At 64.7% G+C, this 17,167-nt stretch carries 14 protein-coding genes and 2 pseudogenes; 9 read left to right on the top strand and 7 right to left on the bottom strand.

Features of this window, described 5'->3' with window-relative positions:
- The 5 genes from tmk (at position 1) to AC0L3X_RS27205 (ending at position 5,449) form a co-directional block, all read left to right on the top strand.
- Positions 1-687 (top strand): dTMP kinase, encoded by a 687-nt coding sequence (gene tmk / locus AC0L3X_RS27225; protein ID WP_085401502.1) that lies wholly within the window; start codon positions 1-3, stop codon positions 685-687.
- Positions 684-1,730 (top strand): DNA polymerase III subunit delta', encoded by a 1,047-nt coding sequence (locus tag AC0L3X_RS27220; RefSeq protein WP_283016470.1) that lies wholly within the window; start codon positions 684-686, stop codon positions 1,728-1,730. The genes tmk and AC0L3X_RS27220 overlap by 4 nt, the downstream gene beginning before the upstream one ends.
- A gap of 109 nt (positions 1,731-1,839) precedes the next feature.
- A complete protein-coding gene (metG, locus tag AC0L3X_RS27215; RefSeq protein ID WP_283016469.1) occupies positions 1,840-3,849 on the top strand; it encodes a methionine--tRNA ligase in 2,010 nt (669 codons plus the stop codon).
- Between the two features lie 12 nt (positions 3,850-3,861).
- Positions 3,862-4,638 (top strand): TatD family hydrolase, encoded by a 777-nt coding sequence (locus AC0L3X_RS27210; protein WP_283016468.1) that lies wholly within the window; start codon positions 3,862-3,864, stop codon positions 4,636-4,638.
- Positions 4,639-4,651: 13 nt separating this feature from the next.
- On the top strand, positions 4,652-5,449 hold the full coding sequence (locus AC0L3X_RS27205) for an MBL fold metallo-hydrolase (RefSeq protein ID WP_283016467.1): 798 nt from the start codon (positions 4,652-4,654) through the stop codon (positions 5,447-5,449).
- A gap of 15 nt (positions 5,450-5,464) precedes the next feature.
- Here AC0L3X_RS27205 and AC0L3X_RS27200 read toward each other — a convergent pair whose 3' ends face one another.
- The 6 genes from AC0L3X_RS27200 to AC0L3X_RS27175 all read right to left on the bottom strand — a co-directional run bounded on the left by AC0L3X_RS27200 (position 5,465) and on the right by AC0L3X_RS27175 (position 13,036).
- Positions 5,465-7,114 carry an acyl-CoA synthetase gene (locus AC0L3X_RS27200; protein WP_354131527.1) on the bottom strand — a complete coding sequence of 550 codons (1,650 nt, stop codon included), beginning with the start codon at positions 7,112-7,114 and terminating at the stop codon, positions 5,465-5,467.
- A 23-nt stretch (positions 7,115-7,137) separates the two neighbouring features.
- On the bottom strand, positions 7,138-9,027 hold the full coding sequence (locus tag AC0L3X_RS27195; protein WP_354123802.1) for a TRAP transporter large permease: 1,890 nt from the start codon (positions 9,025-9,027) through the stop codon (positions 7,138-7,140).
- A 30-nt stretch (positions 9,028-9,057) separates the two neighbouring features.
- Complete coding sequence (locus tag AC0L3X_RS27190; protein WP_354123803.1) at positions 9,058-10,077, bottom strand: TRAP transporter substrate-binding protein; 1,020 nt, start codon at positions 10,075-10,077, stop codon at positions 9,058-9,060.
- 486 nt (positions 10,078-10,563) lie between these two features.
- Entirely contained in the window at positions 10,564-11,103 is a 540-nt protein-coding gene (locus AC0L3X_RS27185; RefSeq protein ID WP_354096330.1) for a 4-hydroxylaminobenzoate lyase, read from the bottom strand.
- On the bottom strand, positions 11,082-11,852 hold the full coding sequence (locus tag AC0L3X_RS27180; protein WP_354096329.1) for a nitroreductase: 771 nt from the start codon (positions 11,850-11,852) through the stop codon (positions 11,082-11,084). The genes AC0L3X_RS27185 and AC0L3X_RS27180 overlap by 22 nt, the downstream gene beginning before the upstream one ends.
- Complete coding sequence (locus AC0L3X_RS27175) at positions 11,828-13,036, bottom strand: ABC transporter substrate-binding protein (RefSeq protein WP_354096328.1); 1,209 nt, start codon at positions 13,034-13,036, stop codon at positions 11,828-11,830. The genes AC0L3X_RS27180 and AC0L3X_RS27175 overlap by 25 nt, the downstream gene beginning before the upstream one ends.
- A gap of 228 nt (positions 13,037-13,264) precedes the next feature.
- Between AC0L3X_RS27175 and AC0L3X_RS27170 the strand changes: the two genes are divergently transcribed.
- Positions 13,265-14,242, top strand: a complete 978-nt coding sequence (locus tag AC0L3X_RS27170; RefSeq protein WP_354079939.1) for a LysR family transcriptional regulator — start codon at positions 13,265-13,267, stop codon at positions 14,240-14,242.
- 148 nt (positions 14,243-14,390) lie between these two features.
- Positions 14,391-15,587 carry a M24 family metallopeptidase gene (locus AC0L3X_RS27165; protein ID WP_473317004.1) on the top strand — a complete coding sequence of 399 codons (1,197 nt, stop codon included), beginning with the start codon at positions 14,391-14,393 and terminating at the stop codon, positions 15,585-15,587.
- A gap of 149 nt (positions 15,588-15,736) precedes the next feature.
- Here the strand turns inward: AC0L3X_RS27165 and AC0L3X_RS27160 are convergent, their stop codons facing one another.
- A complete protein-coding gene (locus AC0L3X_RS27160) occupies positions 15,737-16,552 on the bottom strand; it encodes a hypothetical protein (protein ID WP_063983303.1) in 816 nt (271 codons plus the stop codon).
- A 289-nt stretch (positions 16,553-16,841) separates the two neighbouring features.
- Between AC0L3X_RS27160 and AC0L3X_RS27155 the strand changes: the two are divergent.
- Positions 16,842-17,000, top strand: a pseudogene (locus tag AC0L3X_RS27155) (glyoxalase superfamily protein); the annotation flags it as partial.
- Between the two features lie 66 nt (positions 17,001-17,066).
- Positions 17,067-17,160 (top strand): annotated as a pseudogene (locus AC0L3X_RS27150) (ClpX C4-type zinc finger protein); the annotation flags it as partial.
- Positions 17,161-17,167 lie beyond the last annotated feature (7 nt).

Below are 17,167 nucleotides of genomic sequence, written 5' to 3'. Positions count from 1 at the left end.
ATGAGTGAGAGCGCAGCACAGCGGCCGTCCGGACGCGGACGCTTCATCACCTTTGAAGGCGGCGAGGGCACCGGCAAGTCGACCCAGATCAAGAAGCTCGCCGATCGCCTCACTGCGGCCAGGATGCGGACCCTCGTCACGCGCGAGCCCGGCGGCTCGCCGGGTGCCGAGATCATGCGCCACCTGGTGCTGTCGGGGATGGGCAAGCTGCTCGGGCCCGAAGCCGAGACGCTGCTGTTCGCGGCTGCCCGCGACGACCATGTCCGCACCGTGATCCAGCCTGCGCTCAATCGGGGCGCCTGGGTGCTGTGCGACCGCTTCGCCGACTCGACGCGGGCCTATCAGGGCAGCCTCGGCCGCGTGCCGATGGGCCTGATCAACGCGATGCAGCGGGTCACGATCGGCGATCTCAAGCCGGACCTCACCCTCATCCTCGATTTGCCGGTCGAGATTGGATTGCAGCGCGCCGCCGTGCGTCGTGGTAGCGGCACACCTGACAGGTTCGAGGGCGAGCAGCTCAGCTTCCACCAGGGCCTGCGCGAGGCCTATCGCAAGATCGCCGAGGACGATCCCGGCCGTTGCGTCCTGATCGATGCCAATTCCGATCCCGACACGGTTGCTGGACGAGTCTGGACGGCGCTGCGCGACCGTCTTCTCCCAACCCCTGCATCGGTGGTTTCCCTATGAGCCCGCGCCAGGCCGAACGCGAAACCGCCATTCCGCATCCGCGCGAGACGAGCCTTCTGTTCGGCCATCGCGAGGCCGAGACGGCGCTGCTCGCGGCCTATCGCAGCGGGCGCATCCCGCATGCCTGGCTGATCGGCGGGCCGCAGGGGATCGGCAAGGCGACGCTGGCCTATCGCATGGCGCGCTTCGTGCTTTCCAACGGCCAGCCGCTGGCGCCGTCCGTGCAGCAAGCCCAGACCCTCGCGATCGATCCTGATAACGCCGTGGCGCGGCAGGTTGCGGCCAGCTCGCACGGCGGGCTGTTGACGCTGGAACGCACCGCCAACGATCGCGGCGTGATGCGCACCGTGATCACCGTGGACGAGACGCGGGAGACGATCGGTTTTTTCGGCTCGACTGCCGCGGCAGAGGGCTGGCGCGTCTGCATCGTCGACACCGTCGACGAGCTCAACCCGAATGCCGCCAACGCGCTGCTGAAAATCCTCGAAGAACCGCCGCAGCAGTCGCTGTTCCTCCTGGTCAGCCACGCGCCGGCGCGCGTGCTCGCCACGATCCAGTCGCGCTGCCGCAAGCTGCGCCTGCGCCCGCTCGGCACGGATGATGTGATCGGCGCCGCAGCTTCGACGGCTGACCTCGATCCGAACGATCCGGCGCTGCGCGAGGCCGCGGAGGCCTCCGAGGGCAGCGTCGCGCGGGCGCTGACGCTGCTCGGCGGCGATGCCCTGAAGCTGCAGCAGCGCACGGCGGCGCTGCTTGCGCGCCTGCCACAGGTCGATCCGCGCGAACTGCACACGCTCGGCGATTCGCTCGGCACCAGTGACCGCGTCGCGCTGGCGGCCTTCATCGACGGCATCGATCGCTGGATTGCGGAACGCCTGCACTCCGACGAGGCCAATGCCAACCAGAATCTGCCGCGCCTTGCGCGCCTAGCTGAGGTATGGGAAAAGATCGTCCGCGCCGCGCGCGACACCGAAACCTACAATCTGGAGCGAAAGCCCTTGGTTTTCTCGGTGTTTGGCTGGCTGGCGGACGCAACGCGCTAGAGCATGATCCGGAAAAGTGTGCAGCGGTTTTCCGACAGGATCATGCTCCAAATAATGACCTAACGCAGGTTCGTTTCCAAATTTCGAGAAGCCGGTAAAGGAATTCGTCGTGGCCACGCGAGCTAAGAAAACCGCTAGAGGCAAGAGCAGCAAGAAGAAGGCTGCCAACAAGGCCGTGAAGAAGGCCGTGAAGGCGCTCGCGCGCAAAGCTGCCAAGAAGGTCAAGAAAACCAGGAAGGCTGCCGCCAAGAAGGGCGTGAAGAAGAGCGCTGCGAAGACGACAAAGAAGGCCGGCAAGAAGGCTGCGAAGAAGCAGGCCGTCGCCAAGAAGGCGGTGAAGAAAGCGGCCAAAAAGGCAGCCAAGTCTCCGGCGAAGAGCAAGGCTCCCGCGAAGAAGGCCGCCAAGAAAACGAAAGTGACTGCGCCTGCCGTGACCGTCGCACCGGCTCCCGTCGCCACGCCGCCGAAGGTTGTGAAGCCCAAGGTGTCGAAGCCGAAGGTGTCGAAGCCTGAGGCGCCGCCCGCGCCAAAGCCCGTCGCCGCTCCGCAAGCCGCAACTCCCGTTGCTGCGCCCGCGCGCGACAACGTCTTCTATATCTCGACCGCCATCGCCTATCCCAACGGCAGCCCGCATATCGGCCACGCCTATGAGGCGATCTCGGCCGACGTGCTGGCGCGCTTTGCGCGGCTCGACGGCAAGGACGTGTTCTTCCTGACCGGCACCGACGAGCACGGCCAGAAGATGGTCCAGACCGCGCAGAACGAGGGCCTGACCCCGTCCGCGCTCGCGACCCGCAATGCTGGCCGCTTCAAGGAGATGGACGAGCGTCTGAACGTGTCGTTCGACCGCTTCATCCGCACCACCGAAGAGCAGCACCATCGCTCCAGCCAGGAAATCTGGCGGCGCATGGAAGCGAACGGCGACATCTACTCCGACACCTATGCCGGCTGGTACTCGGTGCGCGACGAGGCGTATTACGCCGAGGACGAGACCCGCCTGAACGACGACGGCGTGCGCCTCGGCCCGCAAGGCACGCCAGTCGAATGGGTCGAGGAGAAGAGCTATTTCTTCCGCCTGTCGGCCTATCAGGACAAGCTTCTGAAGCTCTACGAAGATCATCCTGAATTCATTGGCCCGGACTCGCGCAAGAACGAGGTGGTGAGCTTCGTACGCGGCGGCCTGCGCGATCTCTCGATCTCGCGCACCACCTTCGATTGGGGCGTGAAAGTGCCCAGCGACGAAGAGCACGTGATGTATGTCTGGGTCGACGCGCTGACCAATTACATCACCGGCGTCGGATTCCCCGACGAGAGCGACAAGAACTGGCGCTACTGGCCGGCCGACGTGCACATCATCGGCAAGGACATCATCCGCTTCCACGCGGTCTACTGGCCCGCATTCCTGATGTCGGCCGGCATTTCGCTGCCGAAGAGGGTCTATGCCCATGGCTTCCTGTTCAACAGGGGTGAGAAGATGTCGAAGTCGGTCGGCAATGTCGTCGACCCCTTCAATCTTGCCGACCAGTATGGCGTCGACCAGATGCGCTATTTCTTCCTGCGCGAGGTCTCGTATGGCCAGGACGGCAACTACAACCACGATGCCATCGTCGCGCGCATCAATGCCGATCTCGCCAACGACCTCGGCAACCTCGCGCAGCGCTCGCTGTCGATGGTCGCCAAGCAGCTCGGCGGCGTGCTGCCGGAGCCGGGCGAGTTCAGCGACAACGACAAGGCGATTCTGGCGATGGCGGACGGCATGATCGCCGCATCGCGCGAAGCGATGGCGACGCAGCAGATCCATCACTGGCTCAACGCCGTGTGGGCCGTGGTCGCGGAGGCCAACCGCTATTTCGCGGGCGAGGCGCCGTGGGCGCTCGCCAAGACCGATCCTGTCAGGCAGAAGACGGTGCTCTATGTCACCGCCGAAGTCGTGCGCCAGATCGCGATCCTGGCCCAGCCGGCGATGCCGACTGCCTCGGGCTTGCTGCTCGACAGCCTCGGCATTCCCGCGGGCGAGCGGAATTTCGTGATGCTCGGGGGCGCCAAACGGATCGCGCCCGGCTCGACGCTACCGGCGCCGACACCGGCGTTCCCGCGCTACATCGAGCCGGCGGCCTAGGGCGTTCGGGCGATGCTGGTCGACAGCCACTGCCATCTGGATTTTCCGGACTTTGCGGAAGATCTCGACGGGATCGTCTCGCGTGCACGTGCGGCCGGCATCGGCCGTATGGTCACGATCTCCACGCGGGTGCGAAAGCTCAATCAGCTTCTGGCCATCGCTGAGCGCTACGACGACGTCTACTGCTCGGTCGGCACCCATCCGCACAACGCGGACGAGGAAGACGGCATCTCGCCGGACGAACTGATCGGGTTGACCGGGCATCCCAAGGTGGTCGCGCTCGGCGAGGCCGGGCTCGACTATTTCTACGACAACGGCGCGCCGGAGGCGCAGGCGAGGGGCTTCCGCGCCCACATCGCGGCGGCCCGTGCGACCGGCCTGCCGCTGGTGATCCACACCCGCGAGGCGGACGAGGATTGCGGCCGCATCCTGGAGGAGGAAGCGGCCAAGGGATCGTTTCGCGCCGTGCTGCATTGCTACACGGGCGGGCGCGAGCTGGCGCTGAAGGCGGTGTCGCTCGGGCTCTATGTCGGGTTCACGGGCATCCTGACCTTCAAGAAGTCGGAGACCCTGCGCGCGCTTGCGGCTGAACTGCCGTCTGACCGTATTCTGGTTGAAACAGACTCGCCCTATCTTGCGCCCGGCAAGTTCCGGGGCAAACGCAACGAGCCGGCCTATGTGGTCGAGGTCGCCAAGGTGCTAGCCGAAACGCGCGGCGTGTCGCTCGATGAGATCTCACGCCAGACCACCGAAAACTTCTTCCGCCTGTTCTCCAAGGTGAAATCTTAGGACTGGGAGCCGCATGACGCTGACGCTGACGATCCTGGGTTGCGGCTCCTCCGCCGGCGTGCCGCGCCCGGCACTCGGCTGGGGCGCCTGCGACCCCAACAATCCAAAGAACCGCCGCCGCCGCTGCTCGCTGCTGGTTGAGCAGACATCACACCACGGCACCACGCGCATCGTGATCGACACCTCGCCCGACCTGCGCGAGCAGCTCATCGATACCAATGTCGACCACATCGACGCGGTGTTCCTGACCCACGAGCATGCCGACCAGACCCACGGCATGGACGATCTGCGCTCCGTCGTGCTCCACATGCGCAAGCGCATTCCGGTCTATTTCAACCAGTCGACCGCGAAAGACATCATGGCGCGGTTCTCCTATTGCTTCATCTCGCCCGAGGGCAGCGACTATCCGCCGATTTTGCACCGGCATTCGATCGAGGCCGGCGAAAGCCGGACCATCAGCGGCAAGGGCGGGGACGTGACCATGACCGCCTTCCTGGTCCAGCACGGCCAGATCCCCGCGCTCGGCTATCGCATCTGCAATGCCGCCTACACGCCCGACCTCAACGACATCCCGCGCGAGAGCTGGGGCGCGCTGGAGAATCTCGATCTCTGGATCGTCGACGGCTTACGCTACACCCAGCATTCCAGCCATTTCAGCATCAACGATGCGCTGTCCTGGATCGAGCGCTTCAAGCCCAAGCGCGCCGTCATCACCAACATGACGGCCGACGTCGATTACGAGGTGATCCGGCAATCGCTGCCGGCGGGCGTGGTGCCGGCCTACGACGGCATGCGGCTCGAGACGCACTGATCGCGCCGGCTCGGTTCAGGCCGAGATCGCCTTCGACGAGCCGATCTCGTTACGCAGCAGGAATTTCTGGATCTTGCCCGTGGACGTCTTCGGGATCGGTCCGAACACGACGGCCTTCGGCGTCTTGAAGCCGCTCATATGCGTGCGGCAGAAGGCGATGATTTCGGCTTCGGTCGCGCTGGCGCCGTCCTTCAGTTCGACGAAGGCGCAGGGCACCTCGCCCCATTTCGGATCGGGCTTTGCGACGACGGCTGCGAACAGCACGGCCGGATGCTTGTAGAGGATGTCCTCGACCTCGACGGAGGAAATGTTCTCGCCGCCGGAAATGATGATGTCCTTGGAGCGATCCTTGATGATGACGTAACCGTGCTCGTCGAGCACGCCGAGGTCGCCGGTGTGAAACCAGCCGCCCTCGAAGGCTTCTTTCGTCGCCTTCTCGTTCTTGAGGTAACCCTTCATCACGATGTTGCCGCGGAACATGACCTCGCCGATGGTCTCGCCGTCGCGGGGCACCTCCTGCATCGTCTGCGGATTGATGACGGTGACGCCTTCCTCGAGCGGGTAGGGCACGCCCTGCCGCCGCTTCATGCTGGCGCGCTCGGCGGCGGGCAGATCGTCCCAGCCGGGTTGCTCGGCGCAGACGGAGGCGGGGCCGTAGACCTCGGTCAGGCCGTAGACGTGCGTAAGCCTGATGCCGATGTTTTCTGCGCCTTCGAGCACCGCGACCGGCGGTGCGGCGCCGGCGATCAGGCCGACGACGCCGCGCGCGGCACTGCCCTTCGGCGCATCGGGTGCGTTGATCAGCGTGTTGTAGACGATCGGCGCGCCGCACATGTGGGTGACGCCGTGCTGCTTGATCAGCTCGAAGATTTTTGTCGGCTCGACCTTGCGCAGGCAGACATTGATGCCGGCGGCCGCAGCGATGGTCCAGGGGAAGCACCAGCCGTTGCAGTGGAACATCGGCAGCGTCCAGAGATAGACCGGATGCTGGCCGAGCTGGCCGGCGAGGATGTTGCTGACGGCGTTGAGATACGCGCCGCGATGATGGGTGACGACGCCCTTGGGATTGCCCGTGGTGCCCGAAGTATAGCTCAGCGCGATGGCGTCCCATTCGTCCTTGGGCGGGATCGCCGCGAAGTCCAGGTCGCCTTGCGCAACCGCCGCCTCGTACTCGATCTCGCCAATGCGCTTGCCGCCCTTGAAAGCGGCGTCGTCGACGTCGACGACGAACGGCTTCGGGCCCTTCATCTGCGCGAGCGCGTCGGTGATGACAGTCGAAAACTCCGGATCGACCAGGATGATCTTGGCGCCGCCATGATCGAGCTGAAACGCGATCGAAGGCGCATCGAGACGAATGTTGAGCGCATTGAGAACGGCGCCGGTCATGGGGACGGCGAAGTGCACCTCGTTCATCGCCGGAATGTTCGGCAGCATCGCCGCGACGGTATCGCCGACGCCGATGCCCTTGCCGCCGAGCCAGGACGCAAAGCGTTTGCAGCGCTCATGCGTCTCGCGCCACGTGAAGCTGCGGCCCTCATAGACAGTGCTGACGTGGTTGGGATAGACGGCGGCGCTGCGCGCGAGGAAGCTCAGCGGGCTCAGGGGGACGTAATTGGCGGGGGTCTTGTCGAGGCCGATATTGTACTGGTTCTGCCGCTCGCTCATCGAACCCTCCTTGACGCCGCGCTCTACAGGAATCCGATCGAGATCCAGGGGAAGATCGCGACGATGATCAATCCCACCAGCAGCGCCAGCAGATAGCCCCAGATCGGCCTGATGCCTTCGGCCGGATCGACGCGTCCGATGGCGCAGGCGGCATAATAGCCGACGCCGAAGGGCGGGGCGAATAGCCCGATACCCATGGCGAGAATGATCACCATGGCGTAGTGCACCTCGTGCACGCCGACGGCACGGGCGATCGGAAACAGCAGCGGCCCGAACAGCACGATTGCCGGAATGCCCTCAAGCACGCTGCCGAGGATGGTGAAGGCCAGGATCGACACGGCGATGAAGGTCGCAGGCCCCCCGGGCAATCCGGTCATGGCTGAAGCCAGCGAGCGCGAGAAGCCGGATTGGGTGAGCCCCCAGGCCATGCCGGTCGCCGTGCCGATGATCAGCAGGATCGCGCCCGACAGCGCCGCGGTCTCGACCAGCATGGGAAACAGCCGCCGCCAGTCGAAGCGGCGGTAGACGAGGAGGCCGACCAGGGCGCCGTAGACGATCCCGATGGTGGAGACTTCGGTCGCGGTCGCAATGCCCTCGACCACGGCGTAGCGGATCACGAAGGGAAGCGCGAGCGCGGGCAGGGCGATGACGAAGGTCTTGCCGATCTCGCCACCCGTGGCGCGGCGCACATGGCTCATGTCCTCGTGGCGATAGCGCCACCACACCAGCATGCAGAGGGTGATGGCGAGCACGACGCCGGGCAGCAGGCCGCCGGTGAAGAGGGCGGCGATCGATACGCCCGTGACCGAGCCGATCGTGATCAGCACGAGGCTCGGCGGAATGGTCTCGGTTTGGGCACCCGTAGCCGCAAGAAGCGCCACGAGGTCGCCGGGCTTGGCGCCGCGCTGCTTCATTTCCGGGAACAGCACGGGCGCCACCGCCGCCATGTCGGCGGCCTTGGCGCCGGAGATGCCGGAGACGAGATACATCGCGCCGACCAGCACGTAATGCAGGCCGCCGCGGACATGGCCGAGCAGGCTCGCCAGGAACGCGACCATGGCCCGCGCCATGCCGGTCATCTCGATCAGAAGCCCCAGGAACACGAACAGCGGCACCGAGAGCAGGATGAGGTGGCTCATGCCCTCGTCCATCCGCCCGACCAGCACCATCACCGGCGTCCGCGTGGTCAGCGCCAGATAGCCGTAGATCGCGAGGCCAAACCCGAACGCAATGGGAACGCCGGCAAAGACGCAGAAGCCGGCGACGCCGACGAAGAAGATGACGAGGTTGAGGTTGCCGAGCGGCCGCAGATAAGGCTGCGCCAACCAGAACAGACCGACGATGACGGCAACCGATATCACCGCCGTCAGCACCATGCGGTAATCGGCGGCGCGCAGCAGCCGCAGCAGCGCGAACACCGCCATCAGGCAGATGCCGGCCGGCAGCGCCGCGGCGCGCCACATGTTCGAGATCTGGAGCGCCGGCGTGGTGATGAAGCTTTCCTCGTAGGCGTATTCGGCGGATGGCCAGACGATCAGCGCCAGGAACGCCAGCGCCGCGCAGGTCGCGACCATGTCCAGATAGGCGCGCAACGCCGGCCGCGCGCTCGCGACGAGCGCCGTCATGCGCATGTGCTCGGAGCGGCGGAATGCGACCGCCGCGCCCAGCATCGCCAGCCACAGGAACAGGATCGAGGCGAGCTCATCCGACCAGATAAGCGGCCGGTGCACGCCATAGCGTGCGACCACGCCGGCAAACAGGATTACGATCTCGGCGACGACCAGGATTGCCGCGGGGATCTCGACGGCGAGGCCGAGGAGGCGCTCCAGCGAGGCCAGCACGGGGGATCGGCGAGGGGGCTGAACAGCCACCTCGCCCACCACTTCGGTCGCCTGAACCTCGACATGAGCCATCTCGATAAGAACCTCGGCGGCCCCGACGCGTTACGACAGCTTGCCGACGGCCTTTTCCAGGAGATCCCAGGCCTGGTCGCCATACTTGCCCTTCCACTCGGCATAGAAGCCGGCGGAGCGCAGCTTGTCACGGAACGGCGCCACCGCAGGCTGGTTGAAGGTCAGGCCTTTGCCCGCGAGCTCCTGCTGGAGATTCGCATTGAGCTTGGCGGTATCCTCACGCTCCTTGACGGCGGCGGCGTTGATGTTCTTGGCGACGACGGTGCGCACATCCTCTGGCAGCGCGCTCCAGGCGCGGCGGTTGGCCAGGAACCAGAATCCGTCCCACATGTGGTTGGTCAGCGAGCAGTACTTCTGCACCTCGTACAGCTTGGCGGTCGAGATGATCGCCAGCGGGTTCTCCTGGCCCTCGACGATCTTGGTCTGAAGCGCGGAATAGACCTCGGCGAAATTGATCGAGGCGGGCGCGGCGTCGAACGCCTTGAACATCGAGGTCCACAGCGGTGACACCGGCACGCGGATCTTGAAGCCCTTGAGGTCGTCGGGACCGGTGATCGGCTTGCTCGACGACGTGGTCTGGCGGAAGCCGTTGTCCCAGATCTTGTCCATGACCTCGAGGCCGGCCTTCTTGATCTCGCCGCGGACATGGGCGCCGAGGTCGCCGTCCATGGCCTTCCAGACCGTGCCGTAGTCCGGGAACGCGAAGCCGATGCCGTTGATGGACGCGGCCGGCACCAGGGTCGACAGGATCAGGCCTGACAGCGTGAAGAATTCGACGCCGCCGGACCGGATCTGGCTCAGCATGTCGGTGTCGGAGCCGAGCTGGTTGTTCGGAAAGATCTGGAGGTCGAACTTGCCGTTGGTCTCGGCCTTGATCGCCGCCGCCATCTCCTTGGCGCGCACGTTCAGCGGATGGGTGTCAGGCAGGTTGTTGGCGTATTTGTAGGTGAACTCGGCGCTCTGGGCGCGGGCCACATGGGGCGCACCGAGGCCGCCCAGGACCGCGGTCGCGGCGGAGGCCTTGAGAAGCGTGCGTCGGGAAAAGCTCATGGGTCTGCTTCCTCGGAAGTTTGTTATTGTTCTGAGATGCAAACCTATACGGACGGAAGGCCTGAAGGTCATCTGCGATCTCGCGAGGTCTCGCTTATTGCAGCCGGGCACCGTTGCGGCAATATCGGCTTTCGGCAGATGGCCCGGATTCAAAATCTGAAAAACAACAAGAGCCGAGAGGCCGGTCGCGGCGTAGACCGAAAACGGACGGCAAGCGAAGACGCGGTGTCAGGAATTCGATCTAAATATCTGATCTAATTGTATATAAAGATATTCCATAATATACCTTATGCGAATCAAGGATATGGCGGTGCCGGGCTGGGGCCCGCTTGGCGCATGGTCGCCGAAATCCCTCCCCACCGTCCATGGTGAGCCGCCTTGCTGGCCGTGGCGTCGCGGCGCATCGCCGCGCGCGGACTCAGCTGTGCATTCTTTTGAACGGGTGACGCTCGCACACGGCGTCACCCGAGAAGGCCCGGCCGGCAGTCAGGACGGTGCGGCGAAGTCGTAGGAGATGCGTCCGGCGGGCAGATAGAACAGCGCGATGACGGCGCCGCCGCGGACCTCGGGATAGTGCCGGCTGCCGGGATCGGGCGCGGTCCAGCCAGGCCCTTGCCAGCCTTGCAGCCCCATCAGCTCGGCGCCTTTGTCCAGCGGCACGACCAGGTTCAGTTCCCCATATGGGTGACCGTGATATTGCCCGCGGAGCACGTCGTGGTCATCGTCGTCCTTGAAGCGGCGTGGATCGGTGCTGTTCATGTAGACGGCCGTGATGCTGAACTGGAACGTTTCGGGCATCGGCTCATGGATGCGGCTGCGCCGATAGTTCGGACCTTCGACCTCCTGGTTCGCCGCCCAGCCTTCCGCGACCCCGAGCTTAATCAGGCGTGCCAGGTCCTGGTAGAGCTGGCTGCCCTCGCCGTATGTTTGGTTGAGCCACCGCTCCATCTCCGCGCCGGGCGTCATGTCCTTGACCTCGCGGAGGAACGGAATGCTGCACTGAATCAGTTCGTCTCGGCTTCCCATGGCGTTGTCCTTTCCATTTGGGTTGCACTTTGTTCTTCAAAGCCCGCGAACGAGGCGAAGTCCGCGATGTCCGCGCGCGGCATCAGCCTGCCCGCGATTTGGTGCCTGGCACGGCCGATCGAAATGCCGCACACGACCATTTGCTCCGCCGGGATCGACAGCAGCGGACGCAGGATTCGGTGGTATTTCGAGAACGTCTCCTGCGGACATGACTGGAGCCCATGGCCTGCCGCAGCCAGCAGCACGTTCTGGATGAACATGCCGAGGTCGAGCCAGCTGCCGACCTCCAGGCGCCGGTCGATCGTGACGATCAGCCCGACGGGCGCGCCGAAGAACGCATAGTTCTTGGCGGTCTGGCCGCTCCTGGCTTCGATATCGGTCTGGGCGATGCCGAGCGAACCGTAGAACAACCGGCCGAACTGCTGTCGTCGTTGCAGGTAGGGTTCGGGCAGGTCACTGGCGTAGTATCTGTATTCCGACATATGCGCGTCGCGGGCGGTTTCGTGCGCCTCGCGCAGCGCCACCGAGACCCTGTCTTTGGCATCGCCAGCCAGCACGTAGACGTGCCAGGGCTGGATGTTGGCACCGCTTGGCGCAAACCGTGCCACGCGCAGAATCTGCTCGATGGTCCCTCGCCCGACCGGCGCGCCTGAGAAGTCGCGGCATGCAAAACGGCCTGCGATGATCTCGTCGATCCCGGTCTGCACGGCCGTGCCCTCGCCAATCATGGCTGCTTCAGGAGCGGACATCCGCCTTGCTCCATCGGCCGGAAGGCTTCCTCGCCCGGAATCGTCGCCAGCAACTCGTAATAGTCGAACTTGTATTTGGACTGCTCGGGCGACTTGACGCGAAACAGATACATGTCGCGGACCAGCCGGCCGTCCTCGCGGATCCGGCCATTTTTCGTCATGAAATCGTTCACTGGCATGGCGCGCATCCTGGCGGCTATGGTCGGCCCATCCAGCGTGCCGGCCGCCTGGACCGCCCTAAGGTAGTGCATCGCCGCGCCATAGGTGCCGGCGTGGATCATGGTCGGGACCTTCTGGGTCTTGGCGATGAAGCGCTTCGACCACGCCCGCGTGTCCTCGTTCAGGTCCCAGTAGAACGCCGAGCTCAGCATCAGGCCCTGGGCACTCTGGAGCCCGAGACTGTGAATGTCGGCAATGAAGACGAGGAGCCCGACCAGCTTCTGCCGCTGCGTGATGCCGAATTCGCCGGCCTGCTTGACGACGTTGATGAAGTCGCCGCCGGTGTCGGCGAGCGCGATCACGTCCGCCTTCGAGGACTGTGCCTGGAGCAGGAAGGAGGAGAAATCCGGCGTATTGAGCGGATGTTTCACCGCGCCGATCACCTTGCCGCCCATGGCGTCGATGACCTTGCGGCTGTCGGCCTCGAGTTGGGCGCCGAGGGAATAGTCGACCGAGATGAAGTACCAGGAGTTTGCGCCGAGACGCGACATCGCCCGCGTTGTTCCTTGCGACAGCGCATAGGTGTCGTAGGTCCAGTGAATTCCGGTCGGCGAGCATTCGTCGCCAGTCAGGCGCGACGTGGCGGCGCCGGTGGCGAGGAACAGTTTCTTCTTGTCCCGTGTGATGCCCTGCACCGCCAGCGCGACCGCAGAATTCGGCACGTCGAGGATCACCTCGACGTTTTCATTTTCGAGCCAGCGCCGCGCTATGGTGGCTCCCACATCGGCCTTGTTCTGGTGATCTCCCGCGACGATCTGGATGCTGCGCCCCAGCACCTGGCCGCCAAAGTCGTCGACCGCCATTTGCGCCGCGATCACCGAGCCCTGGCCGCCATTGTCGGCGTAGAGCGAGGACATGTCGGTGAGAACGCCGAGCTTCACCGGACCGTCCTGCGCAAGGGCCGGCGCCGAGAACAGCGCGAGTGCCAGTCCGAAAGCTCCGATCGACATCCCGCAGGATTTCATTGCCCGTCTCCTCCAAATTCGGCGTCGGGATCATGACGGGATCGCGCGAATTCGGAAGTGAAACTCTTGCAGAGTGATCCTGAACCGCCTTCAGATTGGTGGCGCGAACGGCTGGGCGTCGCGGTCCGGGCGCCCTGCTCGGTTGCGTTGGCCGCGCGCATGGCCTTAACTCGAAACGATCGCAGGTACGCAACGGGCGCGCGATCCGCCTGCGACGGTGTCCTGCACGTGGCTGTTTCCTTCAAGACCCTGGACCTGAACCTGCTCAAGGTCTTCGACGCCGTCATGGAGGAGCGCAGCGTGCTGCGGGCGAGCCAGCGGGTTGCGCTCAGTCAATCCGCCGTGAGCCATTCGCTCGCCCGGCTCCGCGAGATGCTGGAAGACGATTTGTTCGTGCGCACGGCGACCGGCATGCAGCCGACCGCGCGCGCATTGACGATGGCGCCACAGGTTCGCGAAGCGCTGCGATCTCTCGAGGCGGCGGTCGAGCAGCCGCGCTTCGTTCCGGCGGCCTCCACAAGGCAATTCACCCTCGCCGCCAACGACTTCACCACGATGGTGCTGGCGTCACCGCTCCTGAAGATCCTTGGGCTTGAGGCGCCGGCGATCGACCTGATCATCAAGCCGGTGACACGGATCGACCTTGCCGAGCAGATCGACCTTGGTCGCATCGACGTTGCGATCGGCGTCTTCTCGGATCCGCCGAGCCGCTTCCGGACCTCGCTGTTGTTCGAATATGACGACGTGCTGATCGTGGGCGGAAAGCGCAAGCTCGGGCGGATCGACAACGCGGCCCTGGCGCGCATGCCGCTGGTCGTCGTCTCCTTCGGCGGCGAGCAGGAGGGCGCGATCGGGGGCTTCATCTCCGAGCGCGGCCTCGCAAGGCGATCGGAGATGTATGACCGCGCGGCACTCGAACGGGCATTGTCCGAAAGCGACCGGCCGCCGCGCATAGCTGTTTCGCTGCCGCATTTCCTGGCGCTGCCCGCCCTGCTCGCGGACTCTGAACTCGCGGCCATCGTTCCGCGTCCATTGGCGCGGGCATTCGAACGTGAGCATGCCATCACGACGTACGAACTGCCTTACGCCACAACGCCGGTCGAGGTCCGGCTGTTGTGGCACGAACGTATCGAGGGCGAGCCGTCGCATGACTGGCTTCACGATATCCTCAGGCGCGCGACAGCGGATCTCAGGCGTGGACGCTAGCTGGAGACGCTCTCAGTCCTGGTTCCATTTTCCATCGGGTCGTTCGGTTGGGGCGCGCGAGTGGAGGTTGTGCTAGACTGGGCGTCGCAGTCCTGCAGAGGTCAACGATACAAGGCGGTCCCAACCGCCCGCCCAAGGGAGCCCCGTCATGCAAGAGAGCGTCGCACGCGCGAACAGCTCGCGCGCCATTCCGTTCGATGCCGCCAAACTCGACAAGCTGATGGACGCCGCCGGCCTCGACGTGCTGGTCGCGACCTCCAAGCACAATGTGCAGTACCTGCTGGGCGCCGAGCGCGCGATCTTCTTCGACTACATGGACGCGATGGGCGTCAGCCGCTATTTGCCGGTCCTGGTCTATCCCAAGGGCGCACCTGATAAGGCGGTCTATATCGGTCACCGTCTGGAAACCCATCAGCGTGCCGTGGCGCCGCCGTGGGTGCCGCAGGTCCGCACCGAGTCCAATGGCTCGGTCGACGCGGTCACACGGGCGATTAGCCTGATCCGCGACGCCGGCGTGCCCTTGAAGCGGGTCGGCGTCGAGATGGCGTTCCTGCCAATGGATGCAGGAAGGGCGCTCGCTGACGCCCTGCCCGGCGCCGAGCTCAAGGACGCGCTGCTGGTGCTGGAGCGGCTGCGGGCGGTCAAGTCGGCGGACGAACTGGCCAAGCTCAAGACGGCGTCCGAGCTCGTCATTGCATCAATGCTGGAGGTGATCGCCGCGCACGGCCCGGGCACCACCAAGCAGCAATTGTCGGACAGCTTGCGTGTCGCCGAGGCCAATCGCGGCCTGACCTTCGAATACTGCCTGCTCGCCTGCGGCAGCAGCCACAACAGGGCGCCGTCATCGCAGCGCTGGGAGCAAGGCGACGTGCTGTCGCTCGACTCCGGCGGCAATTATCACGGCTATATCGGCGACCTCGCCCGAATGGCCGTGCTGGGCGAGCCCGATGCCGAACTGAGAGACTGTCTGGCCGAGATCGAAGCCGTGCAGCGCGCCGCGTTCGCCGCGGTCCGGCCGGGCGCTCTGGGCGGCGACATCTACGTCGCGGCCGAGCGGCAGCTTGCCCAGATCACCCAGCGCGACTGCACCGATTTCCTGGCCCACGGCATGGGCCTCGTCAGCCACGAGGCCCCTCGCCTGACCGCGAAGGGCCCGGTCCCCTACGACGACACCGACGCCCGCCTGCCGCTCGAAACAGGCATGGTGGTCTCGATCGAGACCACCATGAAGCATCCGAAGCGCGGCTTCATCAAGCTCGAGGACACGGTTGTGGTGACGCCGATCGGGTATGAGATTTTTGGCGAGGGCGGACGGGGGTGGAATTTGGGTGGCAGCGCGCTCTAGCCTGATGGCGTTGCAATACCCTCATGGTGAGGAGCGCGGCACGCGCGTCTCGAACCATGAAGGCCCGCCTCTCGCGTGTGGCCATCCTTCGAGACGCCCGCTTTGCGGGCTCCTCAGGATGAGGTGCGGAGTGTGGTGAAGCTGCGCAATTACCGCGCCAGCAGCATCTCCAGCTGGCTCTGCGCCTTCTTCACCGCGCCCGCGAACCAGCTCTGGCTTGGCGCTTCCTTGGCGAAACATTTGGTGTAGGCGTCCATCGCCTGGTCTTCCTTGGCCATGGCGTCCTCTGGAGTCTTCCTGGCCATCATCTGCTTCCAGACTTTTTCGCAGGCCGGGATCTCGGCCGTCTTCACGGCGTCGGTGACGGCGAGGAAGAAGACCTTCTCGCCCTGGATCGCGACGACATCGATTTCGTGCGGCGCGCCCTTCAGGTCGCCGTTGCCGCGCACGCCGAGCACGGCGACCGCGGTACTCGTGGATGCGGGCTTCGTGATCGGCAGCTCGGCATATTTGGCGAAGGCCGAGTCCTGGATGGCTTGATAGTAGAAGCGATCCGGCTTGAAGGCTGCGGCGATCTCCTGCGGCATGCCGTCTTCGCGGTGCTCGCGCAGCCAGTGCTTGAGCAGACCTGTGGTGGTCACCACGGCCTGCATCTTGTCGCCTTCGGAGGCAAAGCCCAGACCGTCGAGATGGCCGAAGCCCGAGTCGCCCTTGAACAGCGTGTCGGCGTTCGACTTGCCCTCGGCCGGCAGCCCCTTGATCGTGACCGGTCCGACCAGGCCGCGCAGCACACCGGTCAGCTCGTTGAGCGCTGCATCGTGCTGCTTGAAAGTCTCGTCGTTCTCCTTGGCTTTGGAGAATTTTGCGATGTAGCGATCGCGTAAATCGAGATAGTGCTGCTCGGGCGTGGCGGCGTCGGTTGGCGTCGCGAAAACGAGCAGGCAGAGCAAGGCGAGCGATCTCATTGCAATTTCCGGAAGACTGGGAGCGATCTCCAGTCTTTGTGCCGGTGCCGGACTGGAAGGTTCATCGGCTCCTGAACTGCAAACTGCGCGGCGGCCGGAGGTGTCGATGTACCCGTTTCAGGTTGACAAGAGCGGCCGTCCAGCGCCAAAATTCGGTTGGGTCGATACACCCGCTGCCTGCGCCCTTTGGGGATGGTGAACGTATCAAAGTCGCCCTCACCCTCGCTATTGGCGAGCGGGTCGGCAAGGCAGGCACCGATCTTCTCCGTTCGCCGATACGGGTGCTCTCATGCGCGATTTCCGCGATGCGAAGGCTATGGCTCGTTCCTTGCGCGATGCCTTGAATGCCAAAGCCGTGCAAACCACTCACAGCGAAGCTTTGGAACTGATCGCGAAAGCGTTCGGGTACGAGAACTGGAATATTCTGTCGGCCAAGATTGATGCGGCGCAGCCGAGTGCTGGCGTGCAGAATCCTGCCCAGCAGGATCGTCCCATCTACTGTTCGTTCTGCGGCATGAACCAGCATGAAGTGAGCAAGCTGGTGGCTGGGCCAGCTGTCTTTATATGCGACGAATGTATCGACCTATGCACCGATATCGTTGATGAGCAGCTGCT

The sequence above is a fragment of the Bradyrhizobium sp. MI1.7 genome, assembly GCF_055811795.1.
The sequence above is the reverse complement of the archived record's forward strand: the minus strand, read 5'-3'. Positions and strand labels throughout refer to the sequence as shown.